The organism is Variovorax sp. Soil_C_19 (assembly GCF_057657255.1).
The window spans coordinates 697,130-711,537 of record NZ_JBDGIV010000001.1 but is presented as its reverse complement, the minus strand read 5'-3'; the positions used below and the strand labels follow the sequence as shown (position 1 = coordinate 711,537).

Below are 14,408 nucleotides of genomic sequence, written 5' to 3'. Positions count from 1 at the left end.
CCCGATGTGGCAGCACGCCTGTCGTGTGCGCGTCCGGGGACGCGGCGACGGGGCCGTCAGCAAGGGCGTCGGACTCGTGGACGGCAATGGCTGCACGCGGTGGCGCAGCCTCGACGTCCGTTGCCGAACCCATGAAGTCTAAAGGGCTACATGAATTCAGCAGCGTGAAGAAGTAGACAGATCCGGTAGTTGACTTGCATTGGCAGCGGTCAATCCGGCCTCTGTTCCCCGCTTACAGCTTCTCTGTCTCGCCGCTGCGCGGCTGCCATTTCATGAGGCGCCTCTCGATCCAGCCGACCAGCCCATCGAGCAGCAGCGCAAAGGCCGTGAGCACCACGATGCCCGCGAACACCGTGTTCACGTCGAAGGTGCCTTCGGCCTGCAGGATCAGGTACCCCACCCCGCGCGCCGAGCCCAGGTACTCGCCGACCACCGCCCCTACGAACGCCAGCCCCACCGAGGTGTGCAGGCTCGAGAACACCCAGCTGGTAGCGCTCGGCAGGTACACGGTGCGCAGCAGTTGCCGCTGGTTGGCGCCGAGCATCTTCGCGTTGGCCAGCACCACCGGGCTCACCTCGCGCACGCCCTGGTAGACGTTGAAGAAGACGATGAAGAACACCAGCGTCACCGCCAACGCCACCTTGCTCCAGATGCCAAGGCCGAACCACAGCGCGAAGATCGGCGCCAGGATCACGCGCGGCATCGAGTTGGCCGCCTTGATGTACGGATCGAGGATGAGGCTCGCAGTGGGCGCCAGCGCGAGCCAGAGTCCGCAGGCCAGCCCGAGCAGCGTGCCGATGCCGAAGGCCAGCACCGTTTCGAGCAGCGTGGTGCCCAGGTGGCGGTAGATGTCGGCGTTGCCCTTCAGGCCGTCGGGGAACAGCGGGTTCGGCGGCACAGCGAACGGCAGGAACCAGCTCCAGATGCGCCCCGCCACCTGCACCGGCTCGCCGAGGAAGAAGGCGATCTGCTGGTTGCGCGACGCGAGATGCCATGTCGCGAGAAGCGCCACCAGCAGCATCAACTGCCAGAAGCGCGCATTGCGTTCGTTCAGGCCGAAGCGAGACATCATGCGGCCTTTCTCAGTTGCTGCGCATAGCCCTTCAGCACCTCGTCGCGCAGCACCTCCCAGATCCGCGTGTGCAGCTCGACGAAGCGCGGGTGCGTGCGCACCTCGGCCACGTTGCGTGGCCGCGCAAGGTCGATCTCGAACTCGCCGATCGGGTGCGTGGCCGGGCCGGCCGAGAGCACCACGACGCGGTCGCTCATCGCGATCGCCTCGTCGAGATCGTGCGTGATGAACAGCACCGCCCTCTTGCGGAGATTCCAGAGATCGAGCACTTCGTTCTCCATCAGCTGACGCGTCTGGATGTCGAGCGCGCTGAAGGGTTCGTCCATGAGCAGGATGTCCGGGTCGAGCACCAGCGTCTGCGCGAGCGCCACGCGCTTGCGCATGCCGCCCGAGAGCTGGTGCGGATAGCGATCGCCGAAGCCCGAGAGCCCCACGCGTGAAAGCCATGCCTCGGCCTGTTCACGTGCATCGGCATCAGGCACGCCGCGATACTGCAGCCCCACCATCACGTTGTCGATGGCATTGCGCCACGGCATCAGCGCCTCGGTCTGGAACATATAGCCCGCGCGCGCATTGATGCCGGCAAGCGTCTGGCCGAACACCTTCACGGTGCCCGAAGACGGCGCGAGCAGCCCCGCGGCCACGTTGAGCAGCGTCGACTTGCCGCATCCCGTCGGTCCCACCACCGAGACGAACTCGCCAGCGCGCACGCGCAGCGTGGTGTCGGCCACCGCGGTGTAGCGCTGGCCGGGATCGTCGCGCGAATGGAAGATGCAGTGAATCGAAAGAAGCTCGAGTGCGTGGTCGGACATGTCGGGCAAATTTCTGGTGCCGGGCACCGCAAGAAAAAACCCGGCCGGAGCCGGGTCGCGAAGGCGTTCGAAATCAGGCTTTGAACCTGTCCTTCGCGCGCTTTGCAAAATCGTTGGTGTAGGTCTTCGCCAGGTCGATCCGGTCGGCCTTCACAGCGGTGTCGAAGCTCGCGATCGCAGCCAGTGCGGTCTTGGGGCCCTCTTCGGGCACCAGGCCGTCGGTGGCGATCGACTCGCGCACCTTGTCGAACGAGGCGAGATACAGCGCACGGTCGCCGAGCAGGTAGGTCTCGGGCACCGTCTTGATGATGTCGCCGGGCCCCGCCGTCTGCAGCCACTTGAGGCCGTGGACGATCGCGTTGGCCAGCGCCTGGCAGGTGTTGGGATTCTTCCGCACGAAGTCCATCGGCGCATAGAGGCACGCCGCGGGCATCGGGCCGCCGAATACCTGCTGCGTGCCTTTCAGCGTGCGCGTGTCGCTGATGATCTTCACGTCGCCCTTCTGCTCGAGCATGGTCATGACGGGGTCGGTGTTGCTGATCGCGTCGATCTGACCCGAGCGCAGCGCCGTGAGCGCCCCTGCCGCGACGCCCACGCCGATGTAGCTCACGTCGCTGGCCTTGAGGCCGCCGCGCGACAGCACGAGGTTGGCCACCATGTTGGTCGACGAGCCCGGTGCCGAGACGCCGATCTTCTTGCCCTTGAGATCCGCGATGCCCGTGTAGCCCGCCATGTTCTTGGTCGACACGCCCACGGCGATCTGCGGTGCGCGACCCTGCAGCACGAAGGCCTGAAAGAACTGGTTCTTCGCCTGCAGGTTGATGGTGTGCTCGTAGGCACCGGAACACACGTCGGCCGAGCCGCCGACCACCGCCTGCAGCGCACGCGCGCCGCCGGCAAAGTCAGAGATCTCGATCTCGAGCCCTTCGGCCTTGAAGTAGCCGAGCTGTTCGGAAATGGTGAGCGGCAGGTAGTAGAACGCCGCCTTGCCACCGACTGCAATGGAGATCTTCGTCTTCTCGAGCTTGGCTTGCGCAAAGACCCGCGGCAGTGCGACCGAGGCGGCAGCGACTGCGGATGCGGTGATAAGGGTTCTGCGATGAAGCATGGCGCGGTCCTGCGGGGCTCTTGGATTCTTGAATTGAATCGAGCTTAGGGGCGCGTGCCTGCGCTCGGCATCGGGGTCATCCCGTGCGGGTTTCCACGTAAGCATGAAGGCCTCTAACGAGGCCTCTGCAGAGCGGGCCGAGGCCCTCTTACGGCGCGATAAAAAGGATCGCGATGTTGACCAGGAAACCCAGCGCCCACACCGCGCTGCGTGCACCGCCGAGGCCCTTGATGTAGAGCGCGATGTAGGCGAGCCGCAGCACCACGTAGGCCGCCGCGAACATGTCGAGCCGAGCCTGCGCGGCACCGAGCTGATGCGCGATGATCACCGCGCCGATGAAGAACGGCAGGCCCTCGAAGCTGTTGGCCTGGGCGCTGTTGGCACGCGCGCGCCAGCCGCTCTGCTTGCTCGCCCAGTCGCGCGGATGCATGTTGTCGTGCGGGCCGAAGCTGCCGGCCTTCGCGGTCCATGCGGCGAGGTACGGCAAACCGCAGGCGATGAAGACACACCAGTAGGCGATGGTGAGAGACGAGAAGGTCATGGGGTTGTCTTCATTGCGCAGCGGCGGCTGCTTGCTATCGACGATCGACCAGCGCGTGCGCGATGGTGCCGAGGTCCACGTATTCGAGTTCGCTGCCGGCGGGCACGCCGCGCGCGAGCCGCGTGACGTTGAGGCCGCGCTGCTTCAGCGTTTCGCCGATCACGTGCGCGGTGGCCTCGCCTTCGGCCGTGAAGTTGGTCGCCAGGATGACCTCGCTGACCGTGCCGTCGAGCGCCCGCTCGAACAGCTTCTGCAAGCCGATGTCCTTCGGCCCGATACCGTCGAGCGGGCTGAGCTTTCCCATCAGCACGAAGTAGTAGCCACGGAACGCATTGGTGCGTTCGAGCGCGGCCTGGTCCGCCGGTGTCTCGACCACGCAGAGCTTGGTCGCGTCGCGTCGCGGGTCGAGGCACACATGGCACACCGGCGCTTCGGTAAAGGTGTTGCAGCGCTCGCAGTGGCGCACGCTGCCGGCCGCCTGCTGCAAGGCGCGCGACAGCAGCTGTGCGCCCTCGCGGTCGTGCTGCAGCAGATGGAAGGCCATGCGCGAGGCCGACTTGACCCCCACACCCGGCAGGCGGCGCAATGCATCGACCAGCGCGTCGAGCGAACTGGCGTCGGCCATCCGTGGCTCAGAACGGCAGCTTCATGCCGGGCGGCAGGCCCGGCATGCCGGCCGTCAGCTTGCCCATCTTCTGCTCGCTCGTCTCCTCGGCCTTGCGCACCGCGGCATTGAAGGCGGCGGCCACCAGGTCTTCGAGCATGTCCTTGTCGTCGGCCAGCAGGCTCGGGTCGATCGTGATGCGCTTGACGTCGTGCTTGCAGGTCATCACGACCTTGACCAGGCCCGCGCCCGACTCGCCTTCGACCTCGATGGTGGCCAGTTCTTCCTGGGCCTTCTTGAGGTTGTCCTGCATTGCCTGCGCCTGCTTCATGAGGCCGGCCAGTTGTCCTTTGTTGAACATCGTTGGTCCTGAATGGTTGGGATGAATGAATGAAGAAAGGATAAGTGAGTGAGCGCCCGGTGCGTCGTGCGCCGATGCGGCCGGGTCAGGCCGGCTTGAGCGTTCCGGGCACGATCTTCGCATCGAATTCGCGCATCAGCATCTGCACCTCGGGGTCGTTGCGGATGGCCTCTTCGGCGACCCGCTGCCGCTCGTCGGCGGCCTGCTTGTTGCGGCGTGCGGGGCTGTCGACCACGGCGCCGATCTCGATCGCGAGCTTCACGCCGTGCCCGAGCGCGGCCAGCGCATCGGTGAGCTTCTCGCGCGCCGACGGCTGGTTGAGCAGTTCGCGTTCGACGCGCAGTATCCACTGGTCCACGTCGCGCGCCACGAGCTGCGACTGCAGCGCGAGTTCGCGTGCGAGCGCGCTGATGCTTTCGGCCGCCACCATCTGCGTGACCGTGGTATGCCAGAAGTCGCCGTCCTCGCTCGGCGGGATCGGCGCCGCGGGGCCGCGCTGCGCCTCGGGCCGCGGCACATCGCGCTGGCCCGGCGGCGGCTGCACGCGCATCGGCACTGCGACCACCTTGGCCTCGCCCTCCACCGGCACCGCCCCTGCGGGCACCGGCGGCCGGGGTTCGTGGCGCCGGACCGGCTCGCTGACCACCGTCAGGCGCTGCACCGCCGGGGTGCCAGCGGGCGGCGGCACGGGCGCCGGGGCATCGGCGATCTGGCGCAGCGGCGGTGCAGCCACGGGGGCCGCAGCCGCGCGCGGGGCGTCATTCAGAGTTTTTTTTTCCGCGGAGGCCGAAGGGCCCGGGGTGGCGGCAGCGCCCGCTGACGGCTTGAACGCCAGCAAGCGCAGCAACACCATCGTGAGGGCGGCGTACTCGTCGGGCGCCAGGCCAAGCTCGCCGCGGCCGTGCAGGCAGAGGCTGTAGAGCAGCTGCGTTTCGTCGGCCGGCATCAGGGCCGCAAGGCGCGCGGTGTCGACCGCGTCGGGATCGGTGGCATCGGTGGCCGCTTCGGCGCGCGAGGGCACCGCCTGCAGCACCGCCATGGCCTGCAGCACCGCCGTCATTTCCTCGAGCGTCGAAGCCGCCGACATGCCGTCGACGCGCAACGCCTCCGAGGTGTCGACCACCGTCCGGCCGTCGCCCAGCGCCAGCGCCTCGATCAGCTTGAACACATGGCCTCGGTCCACGCTGCCGAGCATCTGGCGCACGCCGGCTTCGACCAGCTCGCCATTGCCGAAGGCGATCGCCTGGTCGGTCAGCGAGAGCGCATCGCGCATCGATCCGCGCGCGGCGCGCGCCAGCAGGCGCAGCGCCTGCGGTTCGGCCGGCACCTGCTCGGTCTGCAGCACGCTCGTGAGGTGTTCGAGCACCGTCTCGGGCGCCATCGGTCGCAGGTTGAACTGCAGGCAGCGCGACAGCACCGTGACCGGCACCTTCTGCGGATCGGTGGTCGCGAGCACGAACTTGAGGTATTCGGGCGGCTCCTCGAGCGTCTTCAGCATCGCGTTGAACGCGGTGTTGGTGAGCATGTGCACTTCGTCGATCATGAAGACCTTGAAGCGCCCCTGCACCGGCTTGTAGACCGCCTGCTCGAGCAGCGACTGCACCTCGTCCACGCCGCGGTTCGAGGCCGCGTCGAGTTCGGTGTAATCGACGAAGCGACCCGAGTCGATGTCCTTGCAGGCCTGGCACACGCCGCAGGGCGTGGCCGTGATCCCGCCCTGCCCGTCCGGCCCCTGGCAGTTGAGCGACTTGGCCAGGATGCGCGACACCGTGGTCTTGCCCACGCCGCGCGTGCCGGTGAAGAGATAGGCGTGGTGCAGGCGCTGCGTGGTCAGCGCGTTCTCGAGCGCCTGCACCACGTGCCCCTGGCCGACCATCTCACCGAAGGTTTTGGGACGGAACTTGCGAGCGAGCACGAGATAGGACATTGGGGGCATTCTAAAAGCCGCGGACCGGCGACTTCACGCTTGTTACCGCACGGTGCCACCGAAATCGCATTCACGCCCTCGCGGCGGGGGCAAGTTCACGCGGTTAGAATCGACCCTGACGGGCCTCCCTGCATGGTGAAGTGGCCAACCGGGTCAGGTGGGGAACCAAGCAGCCCTAACTGCGTAGTCAGTGCCAGGGGTAAGGCTCGTCAACTTCTTCAGCCGCTCGTTTCATCACTCACGCGAGTGAAACGAAACGCAGCGCGCCACGCGCCGCGGCCGCCCCGCTCGCCATCGACGCGGTCAGCAGATAGCCGCCGGTCGGCGCCTCCCAGTCGAGCATTTCCCCTGCCGCGAACACACCGGGCAATGCCGTTGCCATCAGCGCCGGATCAAGCGCATCGAAGCGCACCCCGCCCGCCGTGCTGATCGCCTCGTCGACCGGCCGCGTCGCGACCAGCTTCAGCGGCACCGCCTTGATGGTGGCTGCGAGCTGCACCGGGTCCTGCATCGCTTCCTTGCTCAGCACTTCATGCAACACGCCCGACTTGATGCCTTCGATGCCGAGGCGGCTCTTGAGGTGGCTGCTCAGCGAACGCGCGCCGCGCGGATGCTTCACCGCAGCGAGCACCTGCTCGGCGCTGCGGTCGGGCAGCAAGTCGAGCAGCAACGTCGCAGTGCCGTTCGCGGCGATCTCGTCGCGCAGAAGCGCCGACGCCGCATAGACCAGGCTGCCTTCGATGCCCGTGGCCGTGGCGACGAACTCGCCCCTGCGGGCGAAGTGGCGCCCCTGACTGTCGGAGAAAGCGATCGCGACCGACTTGAAGGGCTGCCCCGCGAAGCGGCTCGAAAAATGTTCGCTCCAGCCTGCGCCGTCGAAGCCGCAGTTGGCGGGCAGCAGCGGCGCCACCGCCACGCCCTGTGCCTGCAGCCACGGTGCCCACGCGCCGTCGGAACCCAGGCGGGCCCAGCTCGCGCCGCCCAGCGCCAACACCACGGCATCCGCCTTGGCCATGACCTCGCCAGCGGGCGTGGCAAAGCGCAACGCGTTCGCATCGAATGCCCCCTCACCCCCCCAGCGATGCCGCATGTGGAGCTGCACCCCCGCCGCGCGCAAGCGGTGCAGCCACGCGCGCAGCAGCGGCGCCGCCTTCATGTCGCTCGGGAACACCCGGCCCGAGGTACCGACGAAAGTGTCGATGCCAAGCCCGGCCGCCCATTCGCGCACCTGCTGCGGACCGAAAGCCGCGAGCATCGGTTCGAGCTGCGCGCGCCGTTCGCCGAAGCGCGTCACGAACACCTCGAAGGGCTCCGAGTGCGTGAGGTTCAGCCCGCCCCGGCCGGCCAGCAGGAACTTGCGGCCCACCGAGGGCATGGCGTCGTACAGGTGCACCTGTGCGCCGGAAGCGCTCAGGACTTCGGCCGCCATGAGGCCGGCGGGTCCGCCGCCAATGACGGCGACGGTGGGAGAAACAGTCATTCGAGATTCACCAGTTCGCCCTGCCCGGTGAGGAACGCGACGCGCACCGTGGCACCAGGATAGGCATGTTGCACTGCCGCGCGGTAGCGCTGCATCTGTGCGATCAGCAGCGCATCCCGCTCGGGACGCGCGGCCGACTTGTAGTCGAGGATCCACCAGGCGCCGCTGTCGCGCTCGCGCACGAGTCGGTCGATGCGCAGGGTTTCGCCTTCGTGCACGAGCGTGACCTCGTTGCCGTGCCAGTCGATCCTCCGATCGTCCCACACCCAGGCGCCGGCTCCCGCGCGGATGCGTTCGGCCAGCACGGCCGCGCCGCGTGCCTGTTGCGGCTCGAGCATAAATTCGCGCGCCACGGCACGCACATGCGCAGCCGGCAGCGCCTCGCCCGGCACGGCCCATTCGAGCAGGCGGTGCATGGCTTGCCCGAACGCGGCAGCGCGCGCATCGGCCGTGGCGGCCGCTGCCTTCCTGGCGGCTGCCGGCGCGGAAAGCCCGGCTGGCAGCAGCGGCAGTTGCTTCAGCACGAAGCTGCCCGTCGGCGTCTCGAGCGGCAGCGCGGCGACCGGCTCGTCGGCCTCGACGTGCGTGCAGGCCGGCGCGAGCCGCGTCCACCAGCTGCCCTCGTTGGCGCGCGCCGGGCGCACCGACGACAGCACCAGCCGCTCCCGCGCGCGCGTGGTGGCCACGTAGAGGCCGTTGAGCTCCTCGCGGTGGCGCGCCTGCTGTTCCTCGTCGAGCAGCGTGGCGGCGCAGCCCGGCGGCGTCTTTTCGCTCGCGAGGAACACGAAGCGCGTCGGCGCGCTGTCGCTGCCCTTCCATTCGACGAGCACGCCCATGGTCTGCGCACGCGACGGCGGCGCGTCGCAGTCGAGCATGAGCACGGTGTCGGCTTCGAGGCCCTTGGCGCCATGCACCGTGAGCAGTTGTACCGCGTCGGGCGCGGCCACCGAGGGCGCCCTGACCCCGCCCGCGCGCAGCGCACGCACCAGTGCATACGGCGTGGTGAAGCGTGCGCCATCGATCTCGAGCGAGGCCGCGAGCAGGCCGCGCAGGTTGGCGAGCGCGCCCTGCCGCATGGCCGGCGGCATGGCGGCGCCGAAGCGCGCCAGCACGTCGCCGTCGTGGAAGATCGCATCGAGCGCATCGTGCGGCGGCAGGTTCACGAGCCAGCGCTGCCAGCGCTTGAGCCGGATGCCCGCCTCGACCAGCGCCTGCGGCAGGTTCTCGCCCTTCTGCAACAGTCCGAACCAGCTCACCGACGGCAACTCGCGCTGCCGCAGCGCCAGCTGCACGAGCGCGTCGTCGTCGATGCCGAAGAGCGGCGACTTGAGCGCGCGCGCCAGCGAGAGGTCGTGCGCGGGCGAGACCAGCGCATCGATCAGCGCCACCACGTCCTGCACCTCGGGCGCGTCGTGCAGTTCGTTCTTCTCGGGCTGCTGCACGGGGATGTGAAGGCTGCGCAGCGCGTCCTGCATGGCCGCGAGGCGGCTGCGCCGGCGCGCGAGCACCATGATCTGCCGCGGCGCGGTGCCGTCGGCAATGCACTGCGCGATCCAGCGCGCGGCCTGCTCGCATTCCTTCTGCAGCAATTGCTCCTCGGGCAGCACGCGCGGCGTGACGAGGCTGTCGCGCCAATGCAGCATGCCTTCGTCGGGCGGTGGCCCGGCTTGGGCCATGGCTGCTTCGAGCGCATCGCGTTCGATGGGCGGTAGCTTGAGCAGCTCGCCTTCGTCCTGGCGTTCGGTGGTGTGCGCGCGGTAGCCATCGAACTCGCCTGCATCCTGCGCGACGAGCATGGCCTGATTGACCAACCCGACGACCTTGCGCGCGTTGCGGTGCGTGTGGTCGCAGTTGAGCAGCTCGCCGCCCAGGCCCTCGCGCACGAACTTCTTCGCGGCGATGAACACCTGTGGCTCGGCACGGCGGAAGCGGTAGATGCTCTGCTTCGGGTCGCCGACGATGAAGACGCGCGGCGCGCTGCCGCCGGCGCCGGTGTAGGCGCTGAGCCAGCCGTAGAGCGCCTGCCACTGCAGCGGGTTGGTGTCCTGGAATTCGTCGATGAGCAGGTGCGCCACGCGCGCATCGAGCCGCTCCTGCACCCAGCCCGAGAGCGCCGACTGGCCCAGCAGCAGTTGCGCGGCCTGCTCGACGTCGTTCATGTCGACCCAGCCGTGGGCGCGCTTGACGTCGGCGAAGGCCGCCACCAGCAGCCGCGTGAGCCGCGTCATGCGCTGCTGGTAGAGCCAGGCCGCATGCTGCGCCTGCGCGGCGCAGAGCGTCTGCAGTTCGGCTTCGGCCTCCTGCGCGGCGGGGAATTTCTGCAGGTTCTTGTTGAGGCGGTCTTCGGTCGCGACGAAGAAGTTCTTGCGCAGGTGCGACAGCGCGGCCGCGAGCGAATCGCGCGCCGGCTCGCCGGTGCCGAACACGTCGATGATCGCCTCGGCCGCCTTCTGCGGCGTCTTGTTGGCCTCGCGGCCGAGCGCGGCGGCGCGGTCGAGCCAGCGCCGCCGGGCCGACTCGCCGCGCAGCGCGTCGGTCGGCTCGTCGAGTCCCGCGAGCGATGAAAATCGCACGCCGAAAGGCTCCACCGCCGCGGCGGGGTCGGCCAGCGAGAACTCGACGCGTCGCGTGAGCGCCTCGCCGAGCGCCTTGGCGGTCTGCGAGCGGCCATAGGTCGCGACCACGGCGTAATAGTCGGCCAATGCCTGCCGGTCGGCCGTCACGGCTTCGAAGAACGGACGCCAGGTGCGTGCACGCGCCTCGGCATCGTCCTCGAGCAGTTCGTAGTTCGCGGGCAGCCCGAGTTCGCGCAGCACCGCGAGCGGCGCGTTGCGCAGCAGGCCCGCAAACCAGGCATGGAAGGTTCGGAACTGCACCGGCCGGCCGCCTTCGAGCAGGCGCCGGTAGAGGCCCTGCAGGCGCGGCACGGCGGCCAGCGCGGCATCGGGCGCTACACCGCGGACCACGAGTTCGCGCATCAGCTCCTCGGGGTTGCGCTCGGCGAACTGTTCGAGCCACTGGTCGAGCCGCTCGCGCATTTCCCCGGCCGCCTTCTTGGTGAAGGTGATCGCGAGGATCTCGTGCGGCTCGCAGGCCGAGTCGCCCTCCTCGAGCAGCGCGCGCAGGATGCGCGAGACCAGCATCCAGGTCTTGCCCGCACCGGCGCAGGCCTCGACCGCGACGGAGCGCCGCGGATCACAGGCGACGGTGTAGAACGCCTCGCGCGTGACGTGGCGGCCGTTGTGTTCGTAGGCGGCATCGTTCATACACGGCCTCCTGCAACGATGGGTGCCGCATCGGCCCAGAAATCCTTGCGGCACAGGCCGCGCGCCGCGCAGTACTCGCACACGGCGCCCTCCCCCAGCGGCGGCAGCGGCGCGCCCTCGGCGATGCGCGTGAAGTCGTCGAGGATGCCGGCCACGAGCACGTCGCGCGCCGGCCCGACGAGCGGCTGCTCGACCGTCTGCGTGCCCGACGATTTCTCGCCGACATTGACGTAGGCCGCGCGCAGCGTGTCGTCGGCCAGCAGTGCCGCATAGAACGCGAGCTGCGTGTCCTCGGCCGGGTCCTTCACGCGTTCCTTGGTGACCGCGGCCGACTCGGTCTTGTAGTCGATCACGAAGGCCTGGCCGCCGGGCATCCGGTCGATGCGGTCGAGCCGGCCGACGAGTTGCAGGTTGCCGAGCGGCAGTTCCTTCCAGGGCTCGGATTCGTCGAACACCGCGCCGCTCGCCTCGTGGCCTGCCAGCCATTGAAGATAGCCGTCGCGCACCGCCGGCCAGGCCGCGGCGAACGGCAGGAACTCGGCGTCCGAGAGCGCGAACTCGCGCGTGGCGCGTTCCGACGCTGCGGTGATCAGCGCCACGCGTTCCGGCAGCTCGCTGGTGGGCGCGGTCTTGAGCGCGTCATGGAAATGGCCCAGCACCGCATGCAGCCAGTTGCCGAAGTCGCGCTTGTCGATCTCGGCGTCGAGCTCGTCGGCACTGCGCAGTCCCAGCTGGCGCAAGGCGAAGAAGCGGTACGGACAGCGGCGCAGGTCTTCGTAGACGCTGGTCGAGATGTTCTTGAGCGGCAACAGTGCGCCCGAGGGTGTCGGACACGGGGTCGGGTCAAGCGCGACCTCGCGCGGCAGGCGCGGATCGTCGCCAGGCTGCAGCGCGTGGTCGAGCTGCAGCGCCTGCACCAGCGGACTCGGGCGGACCGGTTCGCCGCTGGCGTCCGACTGGCGCCAGAGCATTTCGCAGCAGGGATTGCACAGCGCCGCGGCCCAGGCCGAGCGCTGCGCAGCCTCGAGCGTCTCGCGCGCGGCGAGCCCCAGCTCGGCGCGCTGCGCGGCGCTCCAGTTGACGGGTGGTTCGGGCGATGCGGGCAGGCGCCGGTCGTCGCAGCCGGGGATCACCACGGCGGCGAAGGTGCGGCCCAGCAGCTGGTGCAGCGGCAGCACCACGACCTGCGGCAGCTCGCTGCCCGCGGGCGGCACGAAGCTCGCGTCTTCCAGCACGTCGCGGACCCAGGCGGTGAACTCGGCGAGCGTGTGGCGTCCGCCCGGAAAATCGCCCTCTTCGCCGTGCGCGTCGGCATCGAGCCAGAGCGCGGCGATCACCTTGGCGCCGGCCATGTCGGCCGCGAGCGGCGCCCACTGGCCACCGGCGTCGAGCAGCTCGCGCAGCGCGCGCAGCCAGTCGGCCAGCGGCCGCGCCCGGGCCATGGCCATGCGGCGGCCTTCGATGCCTTCGGTGAACGCGAGCAAGGCCACGTCCTGCGGCTTCTCGCTGCGCGCCACCTGCGCGCACCAGGCCGACCATTCGCGCACGCCTTCGCGCCGCAGCCGCGCCTCGAGCGCCTGCACGGCCATCGCATCGCCATCGGCTCCGCTCTTGAGCCATTCGAGCACGGCGTCGCTGCCGGCATCGTGCGCGCAGGCGCGCAGCGCGCTCATCAGGGCGGCGGCGGCGCGCGTGGTCGACAGCTTCCATCCGGTCTCGTCGTGCGCCACCACGCCGCGGGCCTGCAACTGCGCGCCGATGCGGCGCGTGAGCGCGCGGTCGGTCGCGATCAGCGCGACGGGCGCGCGGCCCTCGGCCAGGTGCCGCAGCACACAAGCGGCCGCGAGTTGAGCCTCGTCTTCGGCATCGACAGCCACATGCGCGCGGACCGCCGTGGCCGCAGACGCTGCGGGCACCAGCGACAGGTGGACCGCGCGATCACCCCAGAGGCCGCACAACGTCTGCGTCAGCGGATCGGCTTGGAAGCCCTCGAGCGCGATCAGCGCATCGACCCGCGTGCGCACGCCGTCGCGCAGCAGCACGTCGGTGGCGTAGCCCGAATTGGCCGCCCAGGCCACGGCCACGCGGACCAGCGCGCTCTCGAGGCGGAACCACTCCGACTCGCTGCCCGCTTCGGCCACGCGCGCCGCGCGCTGCGCCCATTCGCCGCCGCGCGCCTCGGGCGATGCCGCGGCCGCGAGCGGTGCGAGCTGGTAGGCCAGCTCGACCACGCGCCCCGCCAGCGCGAAACGCTCGGCGGCAAAGCCGGCCTGTGACAGCAGCGCCTGGGCGGTGACGAGATCGCGCGCCATGTCGAAGGCAATGTCGTAGCCGGTGGGCAGGAAGCCCTCGAGGCTGCGCGCCCAGTTGCGTGTGGTCTCGAAGCGGGGCGCAAAGCCGGCATGGCCGCAGCGCGACCACATCGCGTGCGCCACGCCCATGAGCTGCGCATAAGGCACCAGCACCACCGTGCGCGCCGCATGCAGCTCGCGCTCGGCGACGACGCGCGCAATGCGCGCGATCACGCCGTCGGCGGGGTCGCACCACAGGGCCTGGACGGAGTGTCCTTCGTTCATGTTCTCTCGGGGGGTTTGAAGCGTGGGGAAAGCGTGGGAAGAGCGTCGCACCAAGGGCTTTTGCTATCGGCGCGATAGCGTTCCGCCAGCCACGCCGCCCCTTGGTTTCTGTCACAATGACCAGCACTTTAGCTGCACCGAAACCTCTCCGCGCACAAGGACACATCCATGGCCAGCGACCTGATCAAACACATCTCCGATTCCTCGTTCGAAGCCGACGTGCTCAAGTCCAGCCAGCCCGTGCTGGTCGACTACTGGGCCGAATGGTGCGGCCCGTGCAAGATGATCGCCCCGATCCTCGACGAAGTCTCGACCGCCTATGAAGGCAAGCTGCAGATCGCGAAGATGAACGTCGACGAGAACCGCGACATCCCGGCCAAATTCGGCATCCGCGGCATCCCCACGCTGATGCTGTTCAAGGACGGCCAGCTGGCCGCCACCAAGGTCGGCGCCATGAGCAAGGCACAGCTCACCGCGTTCATCGACCAGCAACTCGCCTGATGCATTTCGGGCGGCCAGCGCGCAACGCGCTGGCCCTTGCGCTTTTTTTCCTGTCATAATCTCCCGCAGATCACCGGATCATTCAGGTCCGGTCGAATTCCCCGGTTTGTGCGGCAACTCTCGCCGCACATCAAACCTCCCCCCGTTTGTTCGATCGATT

The 14,408-nt window shown here is 69.0% G+C and carries 11 protein-coding genes and 1 other RNA gene; 2 read left to right on the top strand and 10 right to left on the bottom strand.

Translation table 11 applies throughout. From position 1 onward, the window contains the following. Positions 1-232 precede the first annotated feature (232 nt). The 7 genes from AC3A6R_RS03330 to dnaX all read right to left on the bottom strand — a co-directional run bounded on the left by AC3A6R_RS03330 (position 233) and on the right by dnaX (position 6,425). Positions 233-1,072 carry an ABC transporter permease gene (locus AC3A6R_RS03330; RefSeq protein ID WP_487863767.1) on the bottom strand — a complete coding sequence of 280 codons (840 nt, stop codon included), beginning with the start codon at positions 1,070-1,072 and terminating at the stop codon, positions 233-235. Beyond that, positions 1,069-1,884 (bottom strand): ABC transporter ATP-binding protein, encoded by an 816-nt coding sequence (locus AC3A6R_RS03325; RefSeq protein ID WP_487863766.1) that lies wholly within the window; start codon positions 1,882-1,884, stop codon positions 1,069-1,071. The genes AC3A6R_RS03330 and AC3A6R_RS03325 overlap by 4 nt, the downstream gene beginning before the upstream one ends. Positions 1,885-1,957: 73 nt before the next feature. Next, a complete protein-coding gene (locus AC3A6R_RS03320; RefSeq protein ID WP_487858885.1) occupies positions 1,958-2,992 on the bottom strand; it encodes an ABC transporter substrate-binding protein in 1,035 nt (344 codons plus the stop codon). 148 nt (positions 2,993-3,140) lie between these two features. Next, complete coding sequence (locus AC3A6R_RS03315; protein ID WP_487858884.1) at positions 3,141-3,533, bottom strand: MAPEG family protein; 393 nt, start codon at positions 3,531-3,533, stop codon at positions 3,141-3,143. Positions 3,534-3,567: 34 nt separating this feature from the next. Further along, positions 3,568-4,158: a recombination mediator RecR gene (gene recR / locus AC3A6R_RS03310; protein ID WP_487858883.1), complete on the bottom strand. Its 591-nt coding sequence runs from the start codon at positions 4,156-4,158 to the stop codon at positions 3,568-3,570. 7 nt (positions 4,159-4,165) lie between these two features. Beyond that, positions 4,166-4,498 (bottom strand): YbaB/EbfC family nucleoid-associated protein, encoded by a 333-nt coding sequence (locus AC3A6R_RS03305; protein WP_012747441.1) that lies wholly within the window; start codon positions 4,496-4,498, stop codon positions 4,166-4,168. 85 nt (positions 4,499-4,583) lie between these two features. After that, entirely contained in the window at positions 4,584-6,425 is a 1,842-nt protein-coding gene (dnaX, locus tag AC3A6R_RS03300; protein ID WP_487863765.1) for a DNA polymerase III subunit gamma/tau, read from the bottom strand. A gap of 117 nt (positions 6,426-6,542) precedes the next feature. Here dnaX and ffs point away from each other — a divergent pair. Next, positions 6,543-6,639: signal recognition particle sRNA small type (gene ffs / locus AC3A6R_RS03295), an RNA gene on the top strand. Between the two features lie 24 nt (positions 6,640-6,663). Here the strand turns inward: ffs and AC3A6R_RS03290 are convergent. Genes AC3A6R_RS03290 through AC3A6R_RS03280 form a run of 3 tightly spaced genes read right to left on the bottom strand, consistent with a single transcriptional unit; the run spans position 6,664 to position 13,747 of the window. Beyond that, positions 6,664-7,905 (bottom strand): TIGR03862 family flavoprotein, encoded by a 1,242-nt coding sequence (locus AC3A6R_RS03290; protein WP_487863764.1) that lies wholly within the window; start codon positions 7,903-7,905, stop codon positions 6,664-6,666. Beyond that, positions 7,902-11,171: a UvrD-helicase domain-containing protein gene (locus AC3A6R_RS03285; RefSeq protein ID WP_487863763.1), complete on the bottom strand. Its 3,270-nt coding sequence runs from the start codon at positions 11,169-11,171 to the stop codon at positions 7,902-7,904. Before AC3A6R_RS03285 ends, AC3A6R_RS03290 begins: the two co-directional genes overlap by 4 nt. Continuing rightward, positions 11,168-13,747, bottom strand: a complete 2,580-nt coding sequence (locus AC3A6R_RS03280) for a PD-(D/E)XK nuclease family protein (protein ID WP_487863762.1) — start codon at positions 13,745-13,747, stop codon at positions 11,168-11,170. The genes AC3A6R_RS03285 and AC3A6R_RS03280 overlap by 4 nt, the downstream gene beginning before the upstream one ends. 168 nt (positions 13,748-13,915) lie before the next feature. Here AC3A6R_RS03280 and trxA point away from each other — a divergent pair, with 168 nt between their 5' ends. Then, the gene (trxA, locus tag AC3A6R_RS03275; protein WP_280816965.1) at positions 13,916-14,248 is read left to right on the top strand and encodes a thioredoxin TrxA; all 333 of its coding nucleotides are present in this window, start codon (positions 13,916-13,918) and stop codon (positions 14,246-14,248) included. Positions 14,249-14,408: the final 160 nt, after the last annotated feature.

What these genes read in the sequence shown, in the direction of transcription:
- AC3A6R_RS03325 (WP_487863766.1), bottom strand. Translation starts at nt 1,884, where the DNA reads ATGTCCGACCACGCACTCGAGCTTCTTTCGATTCACTGCATCTTCCAT.
- AC3A6R_RS03280 (WP_487863762.1), bottom strand. Translation starts at nt 13,747, where the DNA reads ATGAACGAAGGACACTCCGTCCAGGCCCTGTGGTGCGACCCCGCCGAC.
- trxA (WP_280816965.1), top strand. Translation starts at nt 13,916, where the DNA reads ATGGCCAGCGACCTGATCAAACACATCTCCGATTCCTCGTTCGAAGCC.
- dnaX (WP_487863765.1), bottom strand. Translation starts at nt 6,425, where the DNA reads ATGTCCTATCTCGTGCTCGCTCGCAAGTTCCGTCCCAAAACCTTCGGT.
- AC3A6R_RS03320 (WP_487858885.1), bottom strand. Translation starts at nt 2,992, where the DNA reads ATGCTTCATCGCAGAACCCTTATCACCGCATCCGCAGTCGCTGCCGCC.
- AC3A6R_RS03290 (WP_487863764.1), bottom strand. Translation starts at nt 7,905, where the DNA reads ATGACTGTTTCTCCCACCGTCGCCGTCATTGGCGGCGGACCCGCCGGC.
- AC3A6R_RS03330 (WP_487863767.1), bottom strand. Translation starts at nt 1,072, where the DNA reads ATGATGTCTCGCTTCGGCCTGAACGAACGCAATGCGCGCTTCTGGCAG.
- recR (WP_487858883.1), bottom strand. Translation starts at nt 4,158, where the DNA reads ATGGCCGACGCCAGTTCGCTCGACGCGCTGGTCGATGCATTGCGCCGC.
- AC3A6R_RS03285 (WP_487863763.1), bottom strand. Translation starts at nt 11,171, where the DNA reads ATGAACGATGCCGCCTACGAACACAACGGCCGCCACGTCACGCGCGAG.
- AC3A6R_RS03305 (WP_012747441.1), bottom strand. Translation starts at nt 4,498, where the DNA reads ATGTTCAACAAAGGACAACTGGCCGGCCTCATGAAGCAGGCGCAGGCA.
- AC3A6R_RS03315 (WP_487858884.1), bottom strand. Translation starts at nt 3,533, where the DNA reads ATGACCTTCTCGTCTCTCACCATCGCCTACTGGTGTGTCTTCATCGCC.